This is a genomic window from Salmonirosea aquatica (genome assembly GCF_009296315.1).
Classification (GTDB): domain Bacteria; phylum Bacteroidota; class Bacteroidia; order Cytophagales; family Spirosomataceae; genus Salmonirosea; species Salmonirosea aquatica.
Genome location: NZ_WHLY01000002.1, coordinates 310,915 through 335,072, shown reverse-complemented (window position 1 = coordinate 335,072; position 24,158 = coordinate 310,915). Strand labels below are relative to the sequence as shown.

Genomic DNA, 24,158 nt, shown 5'->3' with positions numbered 1-24,158 from the left:
AATGAAGCATTTATACTATTTTATTGACTATTAATAGTACAATTCAGAGTACGATTAAAATGTTCACAAGGTACGTTGGAGAATCGGGCCGAATGTGGAACTTTACAGAAGAAAGACCCTGTTGGATCAGGGATATAGGCAATAAAATTGTTCGTTATGGCGCTTATTTCACTCCCCGGTTTCAGATCCAGATTAAGCGGCACGGGTCTGGAAACTCCCCAACGTACCAAATTGATTCTCAACTTGCTGTCCGTGTATATATTATGGGGGTCTACCTACCTATTTATCCATTTCATGACCGAGCATATGCCACCTATGTACATGGCTGGTTGTCGGTTATTGACGGCGGGCCTAATTCTGTACCCATTTGCTCGCATGACAGGCAGCGCCCGTCCCTCCCGCCAGGAATGGCTTTCAGCAGGACTCATTGGAATATTGCTATTGACCGTAGCAAATGGAGGAATGACCGTCGCCCTGCAGTATGTACCTACGGGTGTAGCTGCCCTGTTGGCGGGGATGCTTCCGTTGTTCATCATGATGCTCAACTGGCTTACCTTTAGTAAGGCCAGGCCCACAAGACTCGCCATGGCAGGTTTGTTGGTGGGTATGGTAGGTATTGGCTTACTGGTGAAGCCCGGTGGTTTTGAAGCAACATCGAGCGAAAGCTGGCTCGGTATTGCCATCATCACGCTGGGTAATATTTCATGGGCCTTGGGTACCCTACTTTCGGGGCGATTGAAGCTACCCACCCAAATTGTATCGAGCGCGGTACAGATGTTGGTGGGCGGGGGCGTCTTGTTAGTAGTCAGTCTACTCGTCGAGCCCGTTACCCTACTGAGTATCAGCCATGCGCCTACCAAGGCCATCGGGGCGTTGATCTACCTCATTGTTTTCGGCTCGCTCATTGGATTTTCTTCGTTTGCCTGGCTGGCACGTAACGCGCCTCCACAGCTGCTTTCTACCTATGCTTATGTCAATCCAGTGGTGGCCATGCTACTGGGATGGGCTTTTGCGGGTGAAGTACTTACCAGTCAATCGCTCTTGTCAGCCACTATTATAGTAGCCGGTGTGGTTTTGATTTCGATTGGTAAAAAGAAAGGGTAGGAGAGAGGAAAATAATACCTTAGATGCGGGCCCACCGACTTAGTAAGCCACTTCCCATCAATAAAACTGCCACAAACAAAAGTCCGTAGGGGAGTCCATAGCCTTCGGCTATGAATCCTACGATGGGTGGGCCGGCCATGAAGCCAATGAAACTTAAGGTAGCAAACGTGGCTAGTCCTGCCGCGGGGGAGGTACCTGGCAATTGCATGGAAGCAGTATAGAGCATTGGCGCGCCCAGCGAACAGCCTAGCCCCAGCACCAAAAAACCAACCATGACTACTAATGGTTCAGGAATTAGAATGGCTAGTAAAAGACCGAAACCTGCAGTCAGGCCGCCAAACATCAGCAGGCGTTTCTGACCAATACGGGGGATGATGCTATCCCCGATGAAGCGTCCCAAGGTCATGGCTAGCGAAAAAACGGCAAACCCCAGAGCGGATACCGAAGCCGTGGAGTGGGCTACTTCCCGTAGGTACACCGCACTCCAGTCGAAGGCCAGACCTTCTCCCATCGAAACCGCCATACCGATCACAATCAACAGTAAAAGTGCAGGAGTAGGCTTAGCCAGAGAAACGCTGTGGGGCGAGGGTTCTTCGTGAATGGCTGCTAGGTACCTTCGTAACCTCAGCATAAAAACCACCAGCACCACTACCACGCCCAGCATATGTAGAGAAGCTGGGTTACCCACCCAGATCATGAGACCGGCAAATGTACTTCCCAACATACCCCCAGACTCCACATACCATGACAGGTAGACATGATCCGGATGCCCTGTTCTTTTTCCAGATTCGCTGCGCAGGTATTCATCGATACATTGAGCAAGGCTGTGAATATGCCCATGATAAACAACCCCAAAGTCAGGAAAAAGGCATCAGGTGCCTGAATAGGCAGCAGTACGCTTATAAAAAATCCAATTCCTCCCCACATACTGCAGCAGGCGGCGCCAAAGCGACGAATGAGGCGACCGGTGAAGGGGTTCATCACAATAGAACCAATCGGAAGCGCAAATAAAGCCAGTCCGAGTTGAGCATCATTAAGCCCGAGCGTATATTTTACGTGTGGAATCCGCGCTACCCAGCTGCCAAACAAGAAGCTATCCAAGGCAAATACAAAACCTACCGCCCGTGCCAGCGGATTAGAGAAGAATGTGGTTAACGTGCTAAGGAGGGGGTGGCGCCGGGCGGAAGCAGTAGAAAGCATACGGGTGAATGACCGATTGAAGCGATAGCTGTGGAACCGAATCGAGCTATCCGGCCCGTTTGCAAAAGTAGAGTATATTGTTCGTTGGGAGTAACGTATACCCAAAGCATTATAGAATTATTCCGACTTTCCATGCGTTGCCTGTGCGCTTGCAAAAAAACTAATTGGCTATATTCTCGCAAGTAGTTTTAGGCCTGTAATCTTCCAGCGTAGTATCTACGTATATACATATCAGCAGCCTCACTTTGGGCAACGAGTTTGGTACGATGTATCTTTCCGGATCTTCCATCGGGTATCTTTTAAAGCTTGAATATAAAAGTACCGATGATGTAGAAACGGTTAACTACACGGTGATTTATTGAAAAACGTACTTTTAACTTTTATTTACATATAATTTAAATTACTTATTAAAGTATTTTTTTTTAGTATTTTTTTTAATAAACTATTTGTAGAATACTGATAATCATAGTATAATTGTATAGAGGATTTGGAAATATTACGAAAAATCGCTCTTGCTGGTAACCTTGTTTTTCGGTACATACCAGGGGTACTCTTCCTTCTGAACGTTGCATTTCTCATTATTGTCTTGTTTTTATAAAACTATCAAACCACTTACTATACACACACTTTCTCATCTTGTGGTTTAATTAAGGCACCCCTTCATTCAAGGGGTGTTTTCTTTTAATATGGAACCTACCAAAGGGCTAGCCGATATACTTCTCCTGGGCGATGAAAGGCTTTACCAGGCCTGTTCACCCCTAGGTCGTGAAGATACGGAACTGATAACCGAAATAATCAGCAACCTTCATAATGCTTTGATGGAATTTCGTGAGAAATACCAGGCTGGGCGGGCAATTGCGGCTTCACAGATGGGTTACATGAAAAGTCTCATTTATATGAATATTGCCGGAAAATCTACGGTTTTCATTAACCCGGTGGTAACATATAAAAGCGAAGAAATGATGGAACTCTGGGACGACTGCATGAGCCTACCCAACCTGCTGGTTCGCCTGAGCCGCCACCGCACAATCCGAATACGGTACTATGATCTTGAGTGGGTAGAGCATGAACAGGAATTACGTGATGATATGGCTGAGCTGCTTCAGCATGAATATGATCACCTTGAAGGTATACTCTGTACCATGCGCGCGCTGGACGCAAAAGCTTTTCAATGGAAACCTACTCCGGTGCCGCATCCAGTTGAGCAGATGCTACCTCAGAATCCGGGCGAGCCGGAGGTGCCAGGTTTAGGAGTAGATTGACTGGTGGCTTACCTTTGCTACTGTAAATTAAATTCCGCTTCTGCATTAACTCTATTTTCGTGCGCCCATTACTGTCTGGTATCTTCATCTGTATACTTTTTGCCGGAAGTTCCGGGTCTACTTTTGCCCAGAAGCCCAACGATAATTATCAGTACCATATCTATCCTGCCCAGTCGGCCATCCGCGTGGATGGCATAGGAAATGAGGCCGCCTGGCAAAATGTGGAGGTGGCAGGTGATTTCTACATGGTCCAACCAATCGATACCAGTTTTGCGCGTGCCAAAACCGAAGTGCGCATGACCTATGACAAACAGAACATTTACATCCTGGTCACTAACTTCAAGCCGGTCCCGGGTACCCTGATCGTTGAGTCGCTGAGGCGAGATTTCACCTTCAATAAGAATGATAATTTTCTGCTCTTCATGGACACCTTCGATGACCGAACCAATGGGTTTTCGTTTGGTTCCAATGCCGCGGGCGCTCCTTGGGACGGGCAGCAGTACGATGGTGCCGCCGTGAACCTAAGCTGGGATAACCGCTGGGAAACCGCTGTAAAGAACGATGATGAAAAATGGGTGTGGGAGGCGGCCATACCCTTCAAGAGTATCCGCTATAAACCCGGAATTACGACCTGGGGCATCAATTTTAGCCGACTCGATCTGACTATTGCCGAGAAATCGGCTTGGGCGCCCGTTCCCCGGCAGTTTGCAACGGCCTCATTGGCCTATACCGGAGGACTAATCTGGGACCAACCACCGCCTGATCCGGGGGCTAACATTTCGGTGATTCCGTACGTGGCCACCGGTTTGAATAAAGACTTCCGTCAGCATGATGGCACTAAACGAAAGCTACAGGCAGGCGGAGATGTTAAAATTGGCATTACGCCCTCATTGAATCTGGATTTGACAGTCAACCCCGATTTTTCCCAGGTTGATGTGGATGTACAGCAGACCAATCTGGATCGTTTTGAGCTTTTTTTTCCTGAAAGGAGACAGTTTTTCCTTGAGAACGCCGATTTGTTTGCCAATTTTGGATATGCTTCCATTCGGCCCTTTTTCTCGCGTAGGGTAGGTTTGGGGGTACCGATCTTGTATGGGGCCCGTTTGAGCGGTAAGCTCAATCAGAACTGGCGACTGGGGGTACTCAATGTACAGACCTCATCGCAGGATAGCCTGCCGGGACAAAACTTTGCCGTCGTGGCCTTGCAGCGGCAGGTACTGGCTCGTTCCAACGTGAGGCTTATGATGGTCAATAAGGACGCGATCCACTACCGCCCCGAGGTAAATGGGGAATTTAACCGTTACAACCGCAACGTAGGGGCGGAGTTCAACCTGGCTTCGGTCAATAACCTGTGGACGGGCAAGGTGATGTTCCTGAAATCCTTCACCCCCGATCGGAAAGGCGATGATTTGGCCCATGCCGCGGACATTACCTATGCCAATACCCACTTTGCGTGGCAATGGCAGCACGAATACGTAGGTTCTAACTACAATGCCGAGGTTGGCTATGTGCCAAACGCCATCCGAAACGGCTACTATAAAATTAGCCCCCGGGTCGATTACCTGTTTTTCGTAAAATCCAATACCCTCATCAGCCACGGACCCCGCCTGCAAAGTACCTTCTACTGGAATAAGCAACATACCCTTACTGACAACGAGACGGTACTTTTCTATAATTTCAATTTCAAGAACCGGGGTACTGCCAATATTTGGGCCGCCACCAATTATGTGCGTTTGTTACGACCCTTCGATCCTACCAATTCGGGACGTGAACAACTGGCTACCGGCACGGAGCACCACTGGAAATCGGCTGGATTTGAATTCAACTCAAGCCCCAAGCGCAATTTTACTTATACGGTTTCAAGCCGCGTGGGAGGGTACTATCAGGGAGGAGAGCGTACCAATTTTGCCGCCGATCTTGGGTACCGCTTCCAACCCTATGTCGCTCTAACCCTCAGCAGCAATTATAACAATATTTTATTGCCTGCCCCCTGGAATCGGGTGGAATACTGGCTCGTGGGGCCACGCGTGGATGTTACCTTTCGTAATAACCTTTTCCTGACCACGTTTGTCCAGTACAATAATCAGGCGGATAATATCAATTTGAACACCCGCCTACAGTGGCGCTACAAGCCGGCTTCCGATTTGTTTATCGTATATACCGATAATTACCTCCCCGAAAATTTTCACGTAAAAACCCGCGCTCTGGTACTCAAACTCACCTACTGGTGGAACATTTAATCAGACTATCAAAGAAGGGGCTACTCGTATAAAGTTACAGGATAGAGATACTTTGTCTAGGTATATGAGTATGTTATTCTACATATTGAAAGATGTGAATAGAATTGGTTTTTGCAACATGCTGACCCACTGATATATACTGAGCAGCATAAGTTAGCACGGGTCTTTTCTGATATAGAAAAGATAACAACCAACTTTAATACCATGTCTGTAAAAAAAATCCTCCCACTGGTACCCTACCTCATACTGGTTTTTCTTGGAGTTAACGGCTGTAAGAAAAAAGACCGTTTCAGTGTAACAGAGGCCGAGATCGCCTCTGAAGTAAAGAATAACAAAAACTATGAGAAACTGATTGCCTACGGGAAAACGGTTGGCATCCAACTTGATACAGCAAATCAAGAACGTGATTTATTCCGCTACCTGGAAGAAATTGGCTTTGGTCACAAACCTGAACATCTCCGCTATATCGAGAAGGTAATCCCGGCAGATACCAGCCGAATCAAGAAGGCCGGTTGGGAACTGGCGCAGGGATTAAAACTCGAAGATGTTTTGAAAGACTTGGAGCCCCCTTATCCCGCTTACACTGCGCTGAAAAACCATTATCTCCGTCTAACGCAGGCTGGGCAGGCTGATAGTGCTGCCTTAGTAGCGCAAAGCCTGAACACCTACCGCTGGATTCACCGCCAGGCGCAGGGAGCCGATCGACTGGTACTGGTAAATATTCGGGGTGCTTATCTGGTGGGGATGGATTCACTGGGAAAAGAATCTTTGCGCATGAAGGTAATTGTAGGAAAGGCCGATTCTCCGACCCCCGGCATAGATACCTATGCCACCAATGTCATTACGTTTCCTTACTGGAATGTACCTAAAAGTATTGCTGTAAAGGAAATGATTCCCCGGATTCAGGAGAACATCTATTATTTGGAAAGAAACGGGATCAAGGTAATTGACAACCGGGGAAATGTGGTAGATGAACACGAGATCGACTGGAGCGACATGAACGCCGATCACTTTCCTTACCGGTTTAGACAGGACACCGGTGAAGATAACTCACTGGGATTTATGAAGGTGAATATTCAGAATCCGCTAGCTATTTACCTGCACGACACGAATGTACGAACCCTGTTCGACGCGAAACAGCGCTGGCGAAGTCATGGCTGCGTACGACTGGAAAATCCCGCCCAACTTGCCAATTTTATTGCCGCCGAACCTCTGCTGGACGATAATTTTATAGAAGAAGCCCTTGAATCCAAAGAAGAAGACCGAAAGCCGACTACTCACCCTTTGAAGAAGAAGGTACCTACGTTTCTGTACTACATGCCTGCAGACGTTGACCAGGCGGGCAACCTGATGTACTTCAAGGATGTTTATGAATTGGAAGGTACAACCCTCTGAACAGCAGCTACTGCTTGATGTAGTATTTTGGATTTGCTGAGATAATTGGCATCGGGATAATACAAAAATAACCCAGCCCCGTTGCGCAGGAGTTTAATCAATTGCTGATGTTCGGCTTGTGAAACAGCCGGGCATCCTAGACTGCGCCCAAGTCGGCCCGTTTGACGGATAAAATCTTCACTGACGTAGTCGGCCCCGTGCATGACAATAGCCCGCTCAAAAGCCTGGTCGTTTATATTCTTTTCGAGGCCCTGCAACCGCAAAGAAAGCCCATGCTTTCCGTGATAGGTACCTAGTGCTTTATAGAAACCAAGGCTAGACTGGTAGGAGGAATTGGCATTTGAAAATTTACTGGCGTATTCCTGACCGGAGTTGCGTCCATGCGCCACGTAGGTATTCAGCAACACCTTTTTATTCAGAAAGTCGATGACATAAAGTCGCTTGTGACGTGACGATTGGCTGAAATCGGCAATGGCAAGTATAGGCTTTGAAAAACCCGCTTGCTGGAATCCGAACCAAGCGTAGCGGAAAGCCTCTTTTGACAGACCGGCGACCGCTAGCTGTAAGGAATCATATAGATTGGAGCAGGCCGTTTCATTTGCTTCTTCGGGGGTGAGGGATACGTTCAGGTTATTTGTGGCAACAATTTGGGTGGATGCAAGTGAAAAAATCTTCTTTTTCTCGATGCTTTTAAAGCCAGCCATCATCCCTAACAACACAATTCCCATGGCCAACACTGCTCCTATTTTCCTCATAGTGGTCTATTGATTTCTGGTTTTATTAGTATACCCGGCGTTAGCATCAATCTTTTTTCTCAAACGCCCGTTGGGGAATTTTCTTGCCTGTGATCGGCAAAATTGTGGAATTATATTAACAGAATTCCCCGAGTTTTAGGGGTAGGTTTTACAAAAGTCCCGCTATCTATACAAAACTCACCAGGAGTTAGGTTCCCCGACTATCCGGGTTTAATCCAATTTAATTCGAAAGGTACCCCTGAGGTAGTTGAGATTACTGCGCTGCGTTTTTCAGAAGCGTCACATAAAAGCGGATCATTTCCTTGTAGGTATCTGTCCTGATTCGCTCATTGGTACCATGCGGACGTTTAAGGTCTTCTTCGTCGAGCTGGTAAGGTGTGAAGCGGTAAATGTTTGGGCTTAACGAGCGGTAATACCGGGCATCCGTGGCCCCGAGTACCAGATACGGGGTGATCAGGACGTTAGGGTAACAACTCTTGATAGTTCGGCTCAGAATCTGAAAGGGAGGTGCCTCGGGCGAGGAAACCGGTGAAGGCTCTGAGTCGAATTCTCGGAGGGATTCTACCTCAATGTCAGGATTAGCAATGGCGTTTTTGACATGGTTGACTACGCCCTGCACCGAATCGCCGGGCAGAATACGGAAATTGACGATTGCCGTAGCATCGATCGGCAGCACGTTGTCTTTTATACCTGCCTTCAGAATAGTGGGAGCAATAGTGGTGTGAGTACTGGCAGCACCTGAGTTTGTAACACTAAAGGAATTAATCAGGACCGGCGCCAGCAGCCACTGGTTGGCAACCGCCAACTTCTGAGCAAAAGGCATTTCCGGGCCCAGGTACCGAAGCATCTCGCCGACGGTACCTCCCAGGGAGGATTTGAATGGAGCTTTTTGCAGATTATCCAGGGCACTGGCCAACATCCCGATGCTGGTCTTGGGAGGAGGCATGGAGGAATGTCCTCCCTCGCCGTGGGCGGTCAGTGCCACACTGGTATAGCCCTTTTCGGCGGTGCCGATTAGGGCTACGGGTTGAGTCAGGCCAGCCACGCCATCGGTCTTAATGGTACCCCCTTCATCAATAACCATTTCCAGTTGGATACCCCGTCGTTCAAGCGTCCGGGCCAAGGCCTGCCCTCCTTTTCGTCCACTTACTTCTTCATCGTGACCAAAGGAAAAGTAGATGGTACGACTGGGTTGAAAGCTCTGACGTAGTAAGATTTCCATGGCCTCCAGCAAGCCCAGCACGGTGCTTTTATCGTCGAGAGTACCCCGGCCGTAGACAAATCCATCCTGCACAAGTCCAGCGAAAGGCGCACTTTTCCACATTTTTTCGGTACCCTCTACTACCGGTACCACATCATAGTGGCCCATCATCAGCATGGGTTTCAGGGAGGGATTACTCCCCTTCAACTGAAAAAGCAAGGCATAGTCATTGATCTGTTCGCGGGTCATCTGCTTGTGCACCATAGGAAAAGACCTTTCTAGAAAAGTAATGAAGGCCTTAAACTGGGTAGTGTCGGTCAGCGCGGAGTCCTGATACGAAATGGTGCGGTATTGTACTGCCTGGCTGAGACGCAGGAGGGCCGAATCGGGGATGGCGATTGGAGGCGCAGGGGGTACATTAGTAAGCTGTTTTGATTCGAAACGGAACGTATTCCAAAGCAGTACAACAATAAGAATAACCAGGGCAAGTCCCAGGATTTTTAGAAAATTTCGCATGAGAGAGGGTAACAGGTAGGTTAAGAAAGAATCAAATATAAAGAAAAGCTTGTTTGAGGAATGTGCCTTTCCATAATTCAACCCACCTAATTTACCAACACTATGGCTCGACTCGATCATTTGGCCGTTTACACCACGCAATTGGAAGTCTTGCGTGCTTTCTACCTCCGTTACTTCCAGGCTACTTCCAATGAAAAGTATCTAAACCTACGTAAGGGATTTGCGTCGTACTTTTTGAGTTTTGGGGGAGACGCACGGTTGGAAATCATGCAGAAAGATTCCGTATCGGCAAGTGGGGCCGGGATAGGTGAGGAGTACCTGGGAATCACGCATCTAGCTCTTTCGGTAGGACGCCAGGAAGAAGTGGACTCACTAACCGAGCGTTTGCGGACGGATGGATATACGGTCGTAGGTGAGCCTCGTCGTACGGGCGATGGCTATTACGAAAGCGTGATACTGGATCCGGATGGTAACCGGGTAGAAATTGTTGCGGATCCATAGGAAACGCTGACAACGCTTTAAACGCTGTCAGCGTTGAATTGAGGAGTCCGGATTTTCTGCTTCTTTGGAGAGGCCATCTCCCGTCTCTGATTCTTGGAAAAATCCCGGAAGCGACGGACTGTAGCCATCATGAACCCAATCACCAGCACAAAGGTACCCAGCCAGAGTACATTGATCAGGGGTTTTTCGATGGCCTTCATTACTATGAAATCGCGTTGTTTGGTATTGACAGCGAAGGTGAATTGACCCGTTTGCGGATTTATTTCGCGGAATTGGATGCGTAAGCCCAGTTCATCGCTCACCGCAGCCTTGCGGCCCACCGTACGATCACGGATTACGAAGGAAGGATCAATGATGTACTCTTTTTCGCTGTCGAGCACCCGAATGATCGCTTTGACGGCGGCATCGTTCTCCCTCAGCGGAAGGCCATCCACTTTATCCGTGCGGACAACATTGTCCAGAATCGCCACGTAGTCATTCACAAAAAAGGTGTCTTTCATGGCTACCGTAAACTCTTCGGTGGCACTCCATTTGCCTTCCTCGTTCGGATTGGTTACCATCGACACGTAGGTATACAAATCTTTATCGTATTTGCGCTGGATGTCAGGCGAAGAGATCAGACCCATCCGCGGATTGATCTGTGCTCTTGGAAACAGCGTGAATACCTTGCCCGAAGGAGCACGGTACTCTATTTCGTAGTAAAAATTCTCGGGATAGATTTCCAAAGTATCCCCGGTTTTGTAGTAGGTCTTGTCCTTGACGACAATATCCCGCAGCGCCACGGCGTGGAAATCGTTTTCGATAATCTCCACCCAGCTTTTAGGAATGTATTCGGGAATATGGCGTGGTTCTACGCGCACGTCCCGCCATGTCAGCATATACTGGCCCATTTGCTCGGGGCGGTTGAGCCAGAGCGTTACGTTTTCCTTGTTTTCTTTGTTGTCGTTTTTAGTAAATTCTTCCGAACGGGAAATCATCAGTCCGGAATTATTGAGGGATATTACCCGGGTATAACCCGATGAAAAGAGGATTCCGATCAGCATGAGCGCCACGCCAATGTGGGTTACCGCCCCACCCGAAAGCTTGTAGTTGCCCCGGAGGATATTGAGCAGAATGGTACCATTGGCAACCACTGCAAAGGTAGCGGCGGTAAGGAGTACGATATAGGAAATCGTGCGAACTTCTCCCAGCGTAATAAAGACGGCACTCAGGATCAACGTAATCAGCAGGGGTGGGTACAGGGTACCCAATCTGCCTTCTCCAGTGCGTTTCCACCAGAAAAACTGGCCAATGCCCGTAAGCAGGGTAATAAGAGCAAAAAACCAGATTTGAAACTTGTTGTAGTGAGCGATCGGATTGGTCGGAAGAGCTAGATTGAGGATTTTTCCAAAACTCTCGGCAATGGCATTGTACACCGGAATGGAAGTGGTGGCGAGAATTTGGAATCCTGCCAAACACAGTAAGGTAGCACCAATGAAAATCCAGAATTCCGGCGAGTAGGAGGATACTTCCTCATTGTCTGAGGGAAGCAGCTTCCAACGGGCGATCAGCAGTCCCACTGCCAGCACCACAAAGGTCATCAGGTAAATGAGAAGTTGACCCGATAAGCCCAAATCAGTAAAAGAATGCACGGATTCGTTACCCAGTACGCCACTTCGGGTCATGAACGTCGAGTAGAGGATCATGACGAAGGTAGCAATAGCCAGAATAAAAGACGTTTTGAGGGCTGTGGCGTTCCTACGGCCGATAATCATGGTGTGAATACTCGCCACCAATACGAGCCAGGGTACGAAAGAAGTATTTTCTACCGGATCCCAGTTCCAGTACCCGCCGAAATTAAGTGTCTCGTAGGCCCAGTACGCTCCCATCAGGATACCTACCCCCAGAATCATAGCCGATAGCAACGCCCAGGGCAAAGCCGGACGGATCCATTCTTTCACCTGCTTGGTCCATAAACCCGCCATGGCAAATGAGAAGGGAATCAATGTGGTGGCAAAACCCAGGAACAGGGTAGGAGGGTGGATCACCATCCAATAGTTCTGCAAAAGAGGGTTAAGGCCGTTACCGTCTTTGGGGATAAAATTAGGATTGGTTTGCCAGATCTGAATATCGGGCATTGCTTCCCGCAAAAGCAGGAAGGGTGTGGAGCCGATTTTCAGGTCAAGGCCGGGAATTACCACTCCCAGAATCATTGAAGCGAGGAAAGCCTGGACCAACGCGAAAATCGCCATTACCGGCCCTTCCCAAGAACGATTGGTTACGATCAGAACCAGCCCCAATACAACGTTCCAGAAAATCCAGAGCAGGAAGCTACCTTCCTGATCCTGCCAGAAGCTGGATATGACAAAACCTGTAGGTAGCGAGAGCGACGAATTGTCCCAGGCGTAGTGGTATTCAAAATAGTGGTTGCCGATGATCCAGTACAAGCAGAACACCACACCGGCGACCGCCGCCGCGTGGATGAAGAATGCGCCCCGCGCAAATCGTTTCCACACAGGTACCTCATCAAGCCGGGTGGAAGAAATCACGGACTTGAAATAGGCAAAGGTCGCAACCAGAGCCGATACAAAGGCAATGATTACGAATAGGCGGCCAGCATCTCCGTAGGCAGTATGGATCATAATTGGGCGGCTTGGTATTCGGTAGTTTCCAGTTTCTCGTTATTGTACTTGGATGGGCATTTCAGCAGAATTTTTTCCGCCTCAAAATGGTCTTTCTCCATACGCCCGATCACCACCACTTGTTCGGACTTGTCGAAATCCTGGGGCTTGGGGCTACGGTATACTACCTTTTGTTCACGTTGGTTGTTGTCCAGCAAAGTAAATTCAAAATAATTGGGGTCCAGTTCGGGCTTGTAAGCCATTTCCTGAATTTGCCCCGCGGCGTCTTTTTTGAGTTTTCCCACCACATGAATGCTACCGTTGTTGCCGTTGAGAGCAAGCTCTTCGGCTTGCGAGAAGTTGACGTAGGTACTGGCGTCACCCGCCGTAGATACAATGATGGCAATAGCAATGGCAATCACGCCGATTCCGAAAATATGGATTTTTTTCATGGTGATAATGATTATTGGATAGCGAACCTTGAATAATAGGCCTAACGAAGGATGGCTTCTCCTATTTAACGTCTTACATCAGGTTATTTGATATTCAAATCTTTTTCCAGCTTGGTTAATTTGCTGTCCAAACGGACCAGATACGTAATAATACCGGCAAAGATAAGCGCAATAACGCCCACAACTACCCATATTTTGCCATCGGCCCGCATTTGGTCGGCCATGGCTACATCAGATTGTTGGGCAAACAGAGAAAGCGAAATCAGGTTTAGGGCTAAGAGAAGAGAAAAAACGCGTTTCATGCTAAATAAACTGAAAAATGAATAGTACTATATGAACAACGCCCCATGACGTTTTATTCTACTAAATTGAAAATTCAATGGTTTGGAACCGGATTGTTCTGGAACGAAACTTTTTCATCCTGTACCCGCTGAATAACCCGCAGGCGATAGCGTATCGTGGTAATCCAAGTAGCCAATAAGGTCCAGCCAATGATGGCCGGATAGAATACCATACGCATATTCCCATCGATGTCCAGCGAACCAAAACCCGGATTACCGCCATTGCCGGGATGCAGCGAATCCGTCAGCCGGGGGAGTACAAAAATCAACGGCAAAAATACAGCAAAAGCAAAGATGTTGTATACCGCTGCAATACGTGCCCGTCTCTGCTCATCTTCAAAGGAGGACCGTAATAAGAGGTAGGCAAAATAAATCAGCATTCCCACGGCAGCGCTGTTGAGCTTAGCGTCATTAGGCCAGGGATCTCCCCAAGTAAAGTTAGCCCATAACGAGCCTGACAAACATCCCAGGACTCCGAATAAGATTCCGGTTTTGGCAAAAACCGCCGATTTGTCATCGTCGCTGATTTGGTTCGTGCTCAAAAAACGGATTCCGTAAATCATGGATACCAATAGCATCGTAATCATCGCAGGCCACATGGTAACGTGGAAATACAAGTTACGGATCGTCTCGTTCAGGATCGGTTGGCGGGGTACCCCTCCCAGCAATCCCTGGAAAATGACATAAAACATAATGAAGACTGTCAGGATTTTCCACCAGCTTTTTTTCATAAACGTTCAATATTGAATTGAGTAATTGAGTGAATAAATTGGCGAAAGTACTGTTCTCTACTTCTCTCGATCAATCATTTATTCAAAATTAATTTTCAGCTTCTCCACAAATAAGGAAACAATAAATACGAAAGTGTGATCACAATAGCATCTATTGCCAGCAAGGTACTTATTTCGTCAGTACTCACGCTTCGGTCAAGTCCATCAAGTGCATTTTTTGCCAGACGAATCGTCATAAGTAACATCGGAAGGATGATCGGAAAGCTCAGAACAGCCATTAGGGTACCACTGTTTTCAGCTTTGGAAGAGATACCCGACACAAGTGTCAACACCGACGCAAACCCAACTGAACCCAGAACAATACTGATCAGGTAAAGCCCTAGATCTACCACGGGGCTTCCCATCACAAACGTGTAAAAGCCAAAACCAATTCCCGCCAATGCCAGCATCAGCAGCGTATTATAGATAATTTTAGAGAGGATAATGGCCTGTGGACTGGCGAGGGTGTAATAATACAGTAGCCTAGCGTGGCGCTCCTGGGCGAAACTCCGGGCAATGGCATTCACGGCAGTGAACAGCAGGATAATCCACAAGAGCGTATTCCAGACAATGGGGGTGAGTTCGTTGCGCTTCAAGTTGAAACTTAGGTAGCATATGAAAACCGTACTCACTACGTAGAGCAGCATACCGCTCAGTGCGTAACGTTGCCGCCATTCCAGCGTGATTTCTTTCCAGATGAGGGTTTTTACTTCTTGCAAAGCTATCGGTCGACAGTTGACAATCAGGCTTTTCCTGAGGTGGGGACGGATCGGGTCAAAGTACCCCCAGTTAGCGAGCCCCCCAGGTTGTCATTTAATCATTGAGTAAGCAAAAGTACGCTATAAAGCGTTACCACCGCACCAACTTCAGTAGCTTTCTAACTGACTTTGGTCAGGAATTAAAAAACATGAGGGCAATCATTTGATAATGTCGTGTCTATGCCTTTATTTTGTGTTTAATTATATTAAATCTAAATAAGCCCATGCTAGCTGTCCGCAATGTTGCCGACCTGAAAAAAGGCGAAAGCGCCGTCATTAAGTCTTTCAGCGACCGCGCTATGTCACTGAAACTTTTGGAAATGGGCTGCTTGCCGGGTTGTGAGGTACGTTTGGATGCCGTAGCCCCCTTTGGGGATCCGATTTGTGTACGGGTGGGCGGCTGCTACTGCCTGTCGTTGCGGCGTAACGAAGCCGCCAGCATTGTGGTGGAGTAAAACCACGCGTATTAGCTCTATTATTTTGGTGACACCTAGCATTGAGATCTACTTCCTATAAAATTGCCTTAATTGGCAACCCTAATTCCGGTAAATCCTCCCTATTTAATCAACTGACGGGTTTACGTCAGAAAACCGGGAATTTTCCCGGTGTCACAGTCGATAAAAAATCCGGTATTATGCGCTTCGCCTCCATCCCGGAGGCAGTGGCAGTACCCACCGAACCGGAGATAACTACTGATCGGCCACCGTCCCCGGTAACACCTTCTGAGGCTATTCTGATTGACCTGCCCGGTATTTACAGCATTTATCCCAAATCCAGGGATGAGCAGGTGGTAATGGATATTCTGGCCAATCCCCGCCACCCTGACTATCCCGATGCGGTTATCGTGGTGGCCGATGCTTCCAATCTGCAACGTAATCTGCTCTTATTCACCGAAATCGCTGACTTGGGTTTGCCTACGGTACTGGCACTTAACATGCTGGATGTGGCCGATAGCATGAATCTGCGCGTAAACGCCGTGCAGTTGGCAATGCAGTTGCACGTACCGGTAGTCAAAATTAACGCCCGGACGGGTGAAGGTACCGAACTTCTGCGTGATGCTGTGCAGCGAGCCTCTACCATTTCCCTGCCACAGTCGGCGTATTTCATGGACCCGTCCGAAGAACACGAGGCCCTGATTGAGGAGACCAAGAAAGCTTTTGGGTTGGAAAATAACTATCTGGCCATGCAGTATGTGTGTCAGCACGAGGCTTTTACGTTTCTGGATCCGTCGCAACGTACCCAACTCGATAACTTGGTGGCTAGTCATGGTTTTGATAAAACCGATTTCCTGGCTTACGAAACCATCACCCGCTACGAGCGTCTGCGACCTCTGGTACAAAAAGCTGTAACGATAGTAGGCGAAAGCGACCAACCTGCCTGGACGCGACGGCTTGACAAAATCTTACTTCATCCATTCTGGGGTTATGTGGCTTTTTTGGGAGTACTGTTGGTCATTTTCCAAGCCGTTTTTGCCTGGGCTCAGTACCCGATGGACTGGCTGGATCTGGCTACGGCACAGGCGATTGAATGGACTAAGAATACTCTGCCTGCGGGCGTTTTAAATGATTTGCTAACCGATGGCCTCATGGCTGGAATTGGCGGGGTCATAATTTTTATTCCCCAAATTGCCTTTTTGTTTGGCTTGGTCGGGTTATTGGAAGAGTCGGGGTACATGGCGCGGGTCATGGTGATCATGGATAAGCTGATGCGCAAATTCGGCCTGAATGGGCGAAGCGTGGTGCCGCTTATCTCAGGTGTAGCCTGCGCAGTGCCGGCCATCATGACCACCCGGAGTATTAACAATGCTTATGAACGGTTGCTCACTATTCTGGTAACTCCGCTGATGAGTTGCTCGGCCCGCCTACCTATTTACACGATTCTAATCGCACTGGTGGTACCTGACGAAACGGTGCTTGGGGTACTTAACCTGCAGGGACTCGTTTTACTGGGCCTCTATCTGCTGGGGTTGGTAGGTGCTTTGGCTTCGGCCTGGTTATTCTCCCTGTTTATACCCCGCCGCGAGCCCAGCTATTTTATTTTAGAAATGCCTACCTACAAGCTGCCCCGTTGGAGTCACCTGGGTATCATGATGTTCGATAGCGTAAAGTCTTTTGTTTTGGAAGCGGGTAAAATCATCATAGCCATTTCCATCGTACTGTGGGTGCTGGCTTCGTATGGCCCCGGCGACAGTATGGAACAGGCCAGCGAACAGGCGTTGAGCAGCCTGACTGAAAACGTGAGCCCCGAGGCACGTGAAGCCACCGTGGCCTCAGCCCGTCTGGAAAGCTCTTATGCCGGACACTTCGGGCGCTTCATCGAGCCTGCCATTCGCCCACTGGGTTACGACTGGAAAATTGGGATAGCCCTCATCACATCCTTCGCCGCCCGGGAAGTATTCGTAGGTACCATGTCCACAATCTATAGTATTGGCGGCGATGCCAGTGAAGATGCCGTTACAATTCGCCAGCGCCTACAAAAAGAAAGGAACCCGCGCACGGGTGGACCTATGTACACCCCGGCAGTTTCCTTTTCCCTGCTTATGTTCTATGTGTTTGCTATGATGTGCATGAGTACCTTGGCCGTAGTATATCGCGAGACTCATGGCTGGAAATGGCCCCTGGTGCAGCTATTCTACACCATGGGGCTGGCTTACCTCTCGGCCTGGATTACCTACCAGCTCCTAAGCTGATGTGAATTGGTAGATTTCTACCACAAAACTCCTTTTTCGACCAGCGGATAGATGAATCGAAAAACAATGTAGGCGAAAATAAGTACGCCTAATCCTCCCAGCAACGTGGTCTGATCGATGGCTAACCTGGCTTCTTTTTTGTTGGAGCTTGCTGCTCCCCAATTACGTTGGATCATGGCTAATATTGATAAATTGTTAAATGGTGCTTTATTATAATGGTAGGTCTTGCAAATCTCGTGCTAACTGGAAAAAATTCATAGCGTAGAATCCCCTTATTCCAAAAACGGGTAGTTTTACCTATATCCTCATATACGCCTATTAGAGCAACCTGGTTGCTGAAAGGTTGGAAGAAAAAGGAAATTTTTCAGAATTCAGTAGAGGGTGCCAGGAAAAAAGAGGTACCTGCTCACCAACCCAGGTTTTCCACAATATCGGAAGCAATCATGGATACCTTGGACCGTGCCCGCGATGCCCGGTCGCCCGCTACGCCGTGCTGATATACCCCAAGCCGGGCAGCATCCTCAGGCGGATATTTTTGGGCTAAAAGGGAAGTCAAAATCCCCGTCAATACGTCACCACTGCCACCCGTGGCCATGCCCGCGTTGCCCGTTGCGTTGAAGTGAACGCTGCCATTAGGAAAAATAACGGCCGTGTGCGCTCCTTTGAGACATACCACCAGCGAATGCTCCTGTGCAAAACGACGAGCCAATTCCAGCCGCTCATAGTCATCATTGCTCTTTCCGGCCAGTCGTTCGAACTCTTTGGGGTGGGGAGTGATGAGGGTACCTGCAGGAAGTCTTTTGAGTAGGTCAGGATTTTCCGAAAGAAGATTAAGAGCATCGGCATCCCAAACCATGGGTACCTTTGCCTGTTCAATCAGCTCATCCAGGGCCTTCAGAGTTTGAGGTTCCTTGCCCAGGCCGGGACCTACCCCAATAGCCGTATAAGGGGCAAGCTCGGGCAGTGTGGTAATCAATTGTTCGTGTATGTCTACAGACACCATCGCTTCGGGTAGGGCAATTTGCATGATCGTATACCCGCAGCGGGCTACATGCACCGTGAGCAAACCTACCCCCGCTCGCAGGCACGCGCCGCCCGATAGCTGGGCCGCTCCCATTTTGCCATAGCTACCCGCCAGAAGCAGGGCATGCCCGAAGGTACCTTTGTGAGAAAATTTTTCCCGCGCACGAATCAGGTGCCTGGCGGCAGGAGCATCCGTAAAATAGTAAGGTGTTTCAGTTTGGTCGATGCGGGTTTGTGACAAGCCAATATCCACCACGTGCCAGTTGCCAACGAAAGGACCATTATGAGGCATCATGAAGGCCAGTTTGGGCAATTGGAAGCTCACCGTATGGTTGGGTTTGACAACGGCATCGGTGGTGTCGTTGACTTTATCCATGTATAAGCCACTCGCAATATCCACCGAGATCACTTCGGCCGGGCTATCATTTAGGGCACCGATCACTTTTTCCAACAGTCCCGATGCGGGGCGCGAGAGTCCGGAACCAAGTAGGGCATCGATCAGCAGGTCACCGGCAGGTAAGTTGGGAATGTCTTCGACGTGGCGGATGTCATGGATAGCCAGGAAATCACCCAGTTGATCCAGGTTGGCTTGAAAATCATCCGTAGCTTTTTGGGTATAGTGCACTACGTGTACACTTACCGGGTACCCTTTTCCCGACAAAAGACGCCCAATGGCCAATCCGTCACCGCCATTATTGCCCTTACCACAGAAAATTACAATTCTCTTCCGGTTGTCATAGCGTGCGCATAGCCAGCACACGAAGGCCCGCGCCGCCCTTTCCATCAGATCGAGGGAAGAAACAGGCTCATTTTGAATGGTATAGGCGTCGAGTTCGCGGACCTGGGATGCGGATAGAATTTTCATATTGTAAAAATAGCAATTCCTTTCATATCCCAAAAAGTACCCTTATCTTTGCACTCGTTTTTTACCAGGCTGTTTTGAATGAAGGGGCGTCACCCCATCCGCTGGAAATTAGCTTTTACCTGTTTATTTTTCAAAAATCATCATGAGTGAATTAATCAAACTCGTTGAGGCTACGAATGAGAATCGTAAGTCTGAATTTCCCGATTTCAAATCGGGCGACACCATCGTTGTGCACGTGAAAATCCGTGAGGGTGCCAAGGAGCGTCTTCAGTTGTTCCAGGGTACCGTCATTCAGCGCCGTAATCCCAATAGCGCGGGTGAAACGTTTACCGTGCGCAAGATTTCTAACGGAGTAGGGGTAGAGCGTATTTTCCCTATTCTTTCTCCTACCATCGCCAAAATCGAGCTACTTCGCCGGGGTAAGGTACGTCGGGCTCGCCTGTTCTACCTGCGCGGACGTCAGGGTAAGGCGGCTCGTATCAAGGAACTGAAGTCGGCCAAAGTAGCTGAAAAAGCATAATCCTTGTTTTTCCAGGCTACCTCAATGGTCGCAGCAGCCCCGCCGGTTTTTTCCAGCGGGGCTTTTTCTATATAAAGCAGGAAGGAGTGAATACTCTTGAACCAATTCTTTAAAACAATCATTACAGGAATTAACCCAGCAAAGGATAAAAAGCATGCTTCTCAATTTCTATAAATACCAGGGTACCGGAAATGATTTCATTCTGATTGACGATCGGACCGAATCATTTCCGGTTTCGACGCAATTGGTAGCCCGGCTTTGCCACCGGCGTTTCGGTATCGGAGCCGATGGCCTGATTTTGCTGCGGAATGAACCTGGCTATGACTTCCGAATGGTCTACTTCAACGCCGACGGCGCCGAAGGCAGTATGTGTGGAAACGGTGGCCGCTGTACGGTCCGGTTTGCGCACGATTTGGGTATATTCCAGGAGCATACCACGTTCATGGCGGTGGATGGAGTTCACGAAGCGACGGCAAATGAGCATTCGATACGGTTGAAAATGAGCCCGGTAGGTGATTCTGAGCAACATGAAACCTACGATTTTCTGGATACAGGCTCTCCACACTATGTGGCCTATGTCGATGACGTGGACAAAACCGATGTAGTCACCATTGGGCGAGCCGTCCGCTATGGCGAAACCTACGGTCCTCGCGGGGGGACCAATGTGAATTTCGTGCAAGTTGTATCTCCCAATTTTCTCAAAGTACGTACTTACGAACGCGGAGTAGAAGACGAAACTTACTCTTGTGGCACGGGTGTGACGGCCTGCGCACTCTCGTCGCACGCCCATTTTGGCTGGGAAAGTCCGGTTGATATCGCTGTGGTGGGTGGAAACCTTCAGGTCGAATTCCGGAAACTGGAATCAGGACAATTTGACGATATTTATCTGATTGGCCCGGCAGTACGGGTGTACGAGGGTACCTTAGAAATTGAGACAATCTAAGTCCCATCCGTAGCTTTTACCTGCCTTTCTGACAAATACTTCCGCCCCTCTTACTCAGCTTCAAGGATACCTCCCCGAAGGTGATAAATGGATTTGTCGGCCCAGGTAGGTACCCTACAGTAATCTAGCGCGGCTACTTTGCTGCGGGTACCGTTGGTACAGATAACGACAATCGTGTCGAATGTTTCCAGTACTTGCCTTTTCTCTCGGATCGTCGACAGTGGAATATTGATACCGCCTTCATTGAATTCTTCAAACTCCCAGGGCTCACGCACGTCCACTACAATCGTATTAGGTTCTGACTGAATTCGCTTCATTTCCGGAAGTGAAATATCTGTGTAAGTTTTTCTGGGTTTTGGATGATTGTTCATCGAGATATAACAGATTTTGGAGGTTTTACCTCATTCTGTCTTTTGGTCGAATACTGGTTTAACGCAAGTTATGAGTTTCTACAAAAAAGAGTGCCCCGACAAGCAGCGGGGCACTCATGGATATAAAGGGTACCTTTGAGAAAAGTGACTCAGGTACCTTAAATTCATTTACCAAATCGGCTACTGTACAGCCAGGATTTTAAATTCGGTCCGGCGATTGAGCTGGTATTCATCTTCGGTGCATTCTTCGCCATCCACACAATCGTTTACGGGGTCTGTTTCTCCATATCCCTTGGCTACCAGTCGCATCGGGCTGATTCCGCGACGCACCAAATAGTCGTAAGCGGCCCGGGCCCGGCGTTCGGACAGTTTTTCGTTATAAAAATTACTGGCCCGACTATCGGTGTGGGAGCGTAGCTCTACGGTCATTTCGGGATATTTTTTCAGCAACGCCACCACACGTTCCAGTTCCTTGGCGGCATCGGGACGAATGAAAAACTTATCAAGGTCATAGTAGATATTGTCCAGTTTGAACACATCGCCCTCCCCGTAGATACCCACGTTATTTTCTACCACTTCGCCACGTTTGGGCGTTTTTATTTGATTTTGGTCCCGGGTGTAGCGGTCTTTTTCGGTGGTGATGGTATAATTCGAATTGGGATCCATATCGAATTCATAGCCTCCATCAGGACCCGTGGTTACGGTTTCTTCGGTCTTGTCTTTCTCATTGCGAAGCGTTACTCGAACCCCATCGGCGGGCTGCAAATCCACTTCCTTGCGGATGGTACCTTTCACGATTGAAGTGTTTTCATTACGATCCAGGTAAATCGAAATCCCCATCGAAGGGTTGGTAGACTGGGTAAGGGTAGAGAAACGGACACTGTTGGCGGCGTACCCTTCCTTGATTCCCCTGAATTCGTATTCGGTATTGGAGTCCATACAGAGCCTGATGCTGCCATCCATGCCGGTTTGCTGCAGTTCCTGGTTTACCCCGCCCTTGACAATCCGTACGTCGGCCGACTCAATGGGCTCTTTGGTTTTGGCGTCATACACATAAATGTTCATGGCTTTGCAGAGCCGCCGGAAACTGTAGATATTGTCATCCGAGGCACCCCTCTTGCGGTTGGAGCTGAAATAGCCGGAGGTACGTAGGGTATCGGTGATGAAGCCGAAATCGTCCCGCTCGGAATTGATGGGAGCTCCGAGGTTTTCTACGCCATTCACCGCAATATCCCCTTTCATTTCGGCCATGAAAACATCGAGCCCCCCCAGGCCTTCGTGGCCGTCGGATGAAAAGTAGAGCGTGTTGTCAGCCGCCACGAAAGGGAACATCTCGTTGCCCTCGGTATTGAGTTCACGGCCGAGATTGACTGGGGTACCCCACTGACCGTCATTGTAATCCACGACGTATAAATCAGTGCCGCCGTACCCTCCGGGCATGTCGGAAACAAAATAAAGCCGCGAATCATCGGGTGAAAGGGCAGGATGCCCACAGGAATAATCCTTACTATTGAAGGGAAGCTCTTCAATATTGACCCACTTGCCGCTGTCATCTTGCTCGGCGTAGTAGAGTTTCAGCTTACGAACCCCATCGTCGCTTTTACCGGACTTTCCGCGGTCATCGTTATTCCGGGTAAAAATAATCCGCTTCTGATCCTTAAAAAAGGTCATCGGGCCTTCGTGGTATTTGGTGTTGAGTGTCCGGCTGAACAGTTCCGATTTGGTCAGGGTACCTTCATTGGTGGCAACGCTTCCGTCAGCCTCAGCTTTGTTGAGTTCTCCTCCACCCAGGACGGCGGCACCTGCGGTCGGCTCCGCATTCACATGAAAAAGTGCGGTGTCGGGCTGAAAGTACAGGTCCAGAAAAGGAGATTGATTAAAATTAAAAACGCGTTTGACTACGCCCGATTCGTTCCGGGCTGAAACAAACACCAGGCCTTGTTGATAGTACATAGGACTGAAATCGGCCTGCCGCGAATTGATGGGCAGATAGTCGATGTGATAGGACGATGAATCTTTATAAAACCGGTTCATATCCATGTACGAAACCGTGAATTTCCGGCCCCGAAGATCGGCAGTCTGCATTTCACCGTACTTAGCGTACATCTTCTGCGAATCGCGGTACTTGCGATTCTTAGCCAGCGACTGAGCATAGTACAAATATACTTCGCTGGGAAGGTCATTGTAATTATTGACAAGTTCACTATAAATCCGTTCGGCATTTTTGGAGTCCTCGAGGCGCCGGTAGCTGTATCCGAGATTGACAAGGGCTTCCCGGGTTTCCATGGGATCGCTGCGTTTGTTCAGCCGCAGAAAATCTTCATAAGCCCTCACCGCGCTGAGGTAGCTCATGTTTTCAAATTGCTTGTTCGCCGCTTTGAGACGCGCACTCTGGGCGCTGGCCCCTGTTGAAAGCAGGAGCAAACCCATAGATAGAAGGAGGGCGTATCGACATACTTTCATAAATAAATGTGGTTTCACCGGATAATAATGTTGTATAGTAAGGTACCGCTGTGCAAAGAAAATGCCAAAATAAAAATTATGGTACAAAAATATATAGATGGCAACTAATCATTGACTATTTAAGACCTCTTTCACTACTGAAAAATATCATTTTTTTTGTCATTAATACGGCTGATTCAGTTCAAAAAA

22 protein-coding genes are annotated in these 24,158 nt (G+C 48.6%); 9 read left to right on the top strand and 13 right to left on the bottom strand.

What is annotated here, in order from left to right; translation table 11 throughout:
- Positions 1 to 156: 156 nt before the first annotated feature.
- Complete coding sequence (locus GBK04_RS02320; RefSeq protein ID WP_152756498.1) at positions 157 to 1,104, top strand: EamA family transporter; 948 nt, start codon at positions 157 to 159, stop codon at positions 1,102 to 1,104.
- Positions 1,105 to 1,123: 19 nt separating this feature from the next.
- On the opposite strand, the gene GBK04_RS30265 is transcribed toward GBK04_RS02320, so the two are convergent.
- Together GBK04_RS30265 and GBK04_RS30260 are read right to left on the bottom strand one after the other, a co-directional pair.
- Positions 1,124 to 1,828, bottom strand: a complete 705-nt coding sequence (locus tag GBK04_RS30265; protein WP_373330658.1) for an MFS transporter — start codon at positions 1,826 to 1,828, stop codon at positions 1,124 to 1,126.
- Positions 1,798 to 2,304: an MFS transporter gene (locus tag GBK04_RS30260; RefSeq protein ID WP_373330657.1), complete on the bottom strand. Its 507-nt coding sequence runs from the start codon at positions 2,302 to 2,304 to the stop codon at positions 1,798 to 1,800. The genes GBK04_RS30265 and GBK04_RS30260 overlap by 31 nt, the downstream gene beginning before the upstream one ends.
- A 686-nt stretch (positions 2,305 to 2,990) precedes the next feature.
- Here GBK04_RS30260 and GBK04_RS02310 point away from each other — a divergent pair.
- From GBK04_RS02310 to GBK04_RS02300, 3 genes are all read left to right on the top strand, one after another.
- Positions 2,991 to 3,566: a peptide deformylase gene (locus tag GBK04_RS02310; RefSeq protein WP_152756496.1), complete on the top strand. Its 576-nt coding sequence runs from the start codon at positions 2,991 to 2,993 to the stop codon at positions 3,564 to 3,566.
- Between the two features lie 59 nt (positions 3,567 to 3,625).
- On the top strand, positions 3,626 to 5,806 hold the full coding sequence (locus GBK04_RS02305) for a DUF5916 domain-containing protein (RefSeq protein WP_373330656.1): 2,181 nt from the start codon (positions 3,626 to 3,628) through the stop codon (positions 5,804 to 5,806).
- A 204-nt stretch (positions 5,807 to 6,010) separates the two neighbouring features.
- Complete coding sequence (locus GBK04_RS02300) at positions 6,011 to 7,201, top strand: L,D-transpeptidase family protein (RefSeq protein ID WP_152756494.1); 1,191 nt, start codon at positions 6,011 to 6,013, stop codon at positions 7,199 to 7,201.
- On the opposite strand, the gene GBK04_RS02295 is transcribed toward GBK04_RS02300, so the two are convergent.
- Together GBK04_RS02295 and GBK04_RS02290 are read right to left on the bottom strand one after the other, a co-directional pair.
- Positions 7,174 to 7,956, bottom strand: a complete 783-nt coding sequence (locus GBK04_RS02295; RefSeq protein WP_373330655.1) for a murein L,D-transpeptidase catalytic domain family protein — start codon at positions 7,954 to 7,956, stop codon at positions 7,174 to 7,176. The genes GBK04_RS02300 and GBK04_RS02295 overlap by 28 nt on opposite strands.
- A 253-nt stretch (positions 7,957 to 8,209) precedes the next feature.
- Positions 8,210 to 9,673: a M20 family peptidase gene (locus GBK04_RS02290; RefSeq protein WP_152756492.1), complete on the bottom strand. Its 1,464-nt coding sequence runs from the start codon at positions 9,671 to 9,673 to the stop codon at positions 8,210 to 8,212.
- A gap of 102 nt (positions 9,674 to 9,775) precedes the next feature.
- On the opposite strand from GBK04_RS02290, the gene GBK04_RS02285 reads away from it, so the two are divergent.
- Positions 9,776 to 10,174 carry a VOC family protein gene (locus GBK04_RS02285; protein WP_152756490.1) on the top strand — a complete coding sequence of 133 codons (399 nt, stop codon included), beginning with the start codon at positions 9,776 to 9,778 and terminating at the stop codon, positions 10,172 to 10,174.
- Positions 10,175 to 10,191: 17 nt separating this feature from the next.
- On the opposite strand, the gene ccsA (GBK04_RS02280) is transcribed toward GBK04_RS02285, so the two are convergent.
- The 5 genes from ccsA (GBK04_RS02280) to GBK04_RS02260 form a co-directional block, all read right to left on the bottom strand.
- Positions 10,192 to 12,795, bottom strand: a complete 2,604-nt coding sequence (gene ccsA / locus GBK04_RS02280) for a cytochrome c biogenesis protein CcsA (RefSeq protein WP_152756488.1) — start codon at positions 12,793 to 12,795, stop codon at positions 10,192 to 10,194.
- Positions 12,792 to 13,226, bottom strand: coding sequence for a cytochrome c maturation protein CcmE domain-containing protein (locus GBK04_RS02275; RefSeq protein ID WP_152756486.1), 435 nt, complete (start codon positions 13,224 to 13,226; stop codon positions 12,792 to 12,794). Before GBK04_RS02275 ends, ccsA (GBK04_RS02280) begins: the two co-directional genes overlap by 4 nt.
- 83 nt (positions 13,227 to 13,309) lie before the next feature.
- On the bottom strand, positions 13,310 to 13,528 hold the full coding sequence (locus GBK04_RS02270; RefSeq protein WP_152756484.1) for a CcmD family protein: 219 nt from the start codon (positions 13,526 to 13,528) through the stop codon (positions 13,310 to 13,312).
- Between the two features lie 74 nt (positions 13,529 to 13,602).
- Positions 13,603 to 14,298, bottom strand: a complete 696-nt coding sequence (gene ccsA, locus GBK04_RS02265; RefSeq protein WP_152756481.1) for a cytochrome c biogenesis protein CcsA — start codon at positions 14,296 to 14,298, stop codon at positions 13,603 to 13,605.
- A gap of 95 nt (positions 14,299 to 14,393) precedes the next feature.
- Entirely contained in the window at positions 14,394 to 15,056 is a 663-nt protein-coding gene (locus tag GBK04_RS02260) for a heme exporter protein CcmB (protein WP_373330654.1), read from the bottom strand.
- Between the two features lie 263 nt (positions 15,057 to 15,319).
- Between GBK04_RS02260 and GBK04_RS02255 the strand changes: the two genes are divergently transcribed.
- Together GBK04_RS02255 and feoB are read left to right on the top strand one after the other, a co-directional pair.
- Complete coding sequence (locus tag GBK04_RS02255; RefSeq protein ID WP_152756478.1) at positions 15,320 to 15,550, top strand: FeoA family protein; 231 nt, start codon at positions 15,320 to 15,322, stop codon at positions 15,548 to 15,550.
- Between the two features lie 41 nt (positions 15,551 to 15,591).
- A complete protein-coding gene (gene feoB, locus GBK04_RS02250; RefSeq protein ID WP_152756476.1) occupies positions 15,592 to 17,784 on the top strand; it encodes a ferrous iron transport protein B in 2,193 nt (730 codons plus the stop codon).
- Between the two features lie 17 nt (positions 17,785 to 17,801).
- Here the strand turns inward: feoB and GBK04_RS30255 are convergent, their stop codons facing one another.
- Together GBK04_RS30255 and GBK04_RS02245 are read right to left on the bottom strand one after the other, a co-directional pair.
- Positions 17,802 to 17,960: a hypothetical protein gene (locus GBK04_RS30255; protein WP_373330653.1), complete on the bottom strand. Its 159-nt coding sequence runs from the start codon at positions 17,958 to 17,960 to the stop codon at positions 17,802 to 17,804.
- A 230-nt stretch (positions 17,961 to 18,190) separates the two neighbouring features.
- Positions 18,191 to 19,672 (bottom strand): NAD(P)H-hydrate dehydratase, encoded by a 1,482-nt coding sequence (locus GBK04_RS02245; RefSeq protein ID WP_152756474.1) that lies wholly within the window; start codon positions 19,670 to 19,672, stop codon positions 18,191 to 18,193.
- A gap of 142 nt (positions 19,673 to 19,814) precedes the next feature.
- Between GBK04_RS02245 and rplS the strand changes: the two genes are divergently transcribed.
- Together rplS and dapF are read left to right on the top strand one after the other, a co-directional pair.
- Entirely contained in the window at positions 19,815 to 20,192 is a 378-nt protein-coding gene (gene rplS / locus GBK04_RS02240; RefSeq protein WP_152756471.1) for a 50S ribosomal protein L19, read from the top strand.
- A gap of 154 nt (positions 20,193 to 20,346) precedes the next feature.
- Positions 20,347 to 21,135, top strand: coding sequence for a diaminopimelate epimerase (gene dapF / locus GBK04_RS02235; protein ID WP_152756469.1), 789 nt, complete (start codon positions 20,347 to 20,349; stop codon positions 21,133 to 21,135).
- Between the two features lie 50 nt (positions 21,136 to 21,185).
- Here the strand turns inward: dapF and GBK04_RS02230 are convergent, their stop codons facing one another.
- Both GBK04_RS02230 and GBK04_RS02225 read right to left on the bottom strand, forming a co-directional pair.
- On the bottom strand, positions 21,186 to 21,452 hold the full coding sequence (locus tag GBK04_RS02230; RefSeq protein ID WP_373330652.1) for a rhodanese-like domain-containing protein: 267 nt from the start codon (positions 21,450 to 21,452) through the stop codon (positions 21,186 to 21,188).
- A 234-nt stretch (positions 21,453 to 21,686) separates the two neighbouring features.
- Positions 21,687 to 23,969: an OmpA family protein gene (locus GBK04_RS02225; protein WP_373330651.1), complete on the bottom strand. Its 2,283-nt coding sequence runs from the start codon at positions 23,967 to 23,969 to the stop codon at positions 21,687 to 21,689.
- Positions 23,970 to 24,158: the final 189 nt, after the last annotated feature.

Excerpts from the sequence above, each read along its gene's own strand:
- GBK04_RS02275 (WP_152756486.1), bottom strand. The coding sequence starts at position 13,226 with ATGAAAAAAATCCATATTTTCGGAATCGGCGTGATTGCCATTGCTATT.
- ccsA (WP_152756488.1), bottom strand. The coding sequence starts at position 12,795 with ATGATCCATACTGCCTACGGAGATGCTGGCCGCCTATTCGTAATCATT.
- GBK04_RS02255 (WP_152756478.1), top strand. The coding sequence starts at position 15,320 with ATGCTAGCTGTCCGCAATGTTGCCGACCTGAAAAAAGGCGAAAGCGCC.
- GBK04_RS02310 (WP_152756496.1), top strand. The coding sequence starts at position 2,991 with ATGGAACCTACCAAAGGGCTAGCCGATATACTTCTCCTGGGCGATGAA.
- GBK04_RS30255 (WP_373330653.1), bottom strand. The coding sequence starts at position 17,960 with ATGATCCAACGTAATTGGGGAGCAGCAAGCTCCAACAAAAAAGAAGCC.
- ccsA (WP_152756481.1), bottom strand. The coding sequence starts at position 14,298 with ATGAAAAAAAGCTGGTGGAAAATCCTGACAGTCTTCATTATGTTTTAT.
- GBK04_RS02225 (WP_373330651.1), bottom strand. The coding sequence starts at position 23,969 with ATGAAAGTATGTCGATACGCCCTCCTTCTATCTATGGGTTTGCTCCTG.
- GBK04_RS02300 (WP_152756494.1), top strand. The coding sequence starts at position 6,011 with ATGTCTGTAAAAAAAATCCTCCCACTGGTACCCTACCTCATACTGGTT.
- rplS (WP_152756471.1), top strand. The coding sequence starts at position 19,815 with ATGAGTGAATTAATCAAACTCGTTGAGGCTACGAATGAGAATCGTAAG.
- GBK04_RS02320 (WP_152756498.1), top strand. The coding sequence starts at position 157 with ATGGCGCTTATTTCACTCCCCGGTTTCAGATCCAGATTAAGCGGCACG.
- GBK04_RS02230 (WP_373330652.1), bottom strand. The coding sequence starts at position 21,452 with ATGAAGCGAATTCAGTCAGAACCTAATACGATTGTAGTGGACGTGCGT.
- GBK04_RS30265 (WP_373330658.1), bottom strand. The coding sequence starts at position 1,828 with ATGTTGGGAAGTACATTTGCCGGTCTCATGATCTGGGTGGGTAACCCA.
- dapF (WP_152756469.1), top strand. The coding sequence starts at position 20,347 with ATGCTTCTCAATTTCTATAAATACCAGGGTACCGGAAATGATTTCATT.
- GBK04_RS02295 (WP_373330655.1), bottom strand. The coding sequence starts at position 7,956 with ATGAGGAAAATAGGAGCAGTGTTGGCCATGGGAATTGTGTTGTTAGGG.
- GBK04_RS02290 (WP_152756492.1), bottom strand. The coding sequence starts at position 9,673 with ATGCGAAATTTTCTAAAAATCCTGGGACTTGCCCTGGTTATTCTTATT.
- GBK04_RS02285 (WP_152756490.1), top strand. The coding sequence starts at position 9,776 with ATGGCTCGACTCGATCATTTGGCCGTTTACACCACGCAATTGGAAGTC.
- GBK04_RS02245 (WP_152756474.1), bottom strand. The coding sequence starts at position 19,672 with ATGAAAATTCTATCCGCATCCCAGGTCCGCGAACTCGACGCCTATACC.
- GBK04_RS02270 (WP_152756484.1), bottom strand. The coding sequence starts at position 13,528 with ATGAAACGCGTTTTTTCTCTTCTCTTAGCCCTAAACCTGATTTCGCTT.
- GBK04_RS30260 (WP_373330657.1), bottom strand. The coding sequence starts at position 2,304 with ATGCTTTCTACTGCTTCCGCCCGGCGCCACCCCCTCCTTAGCACGTTA.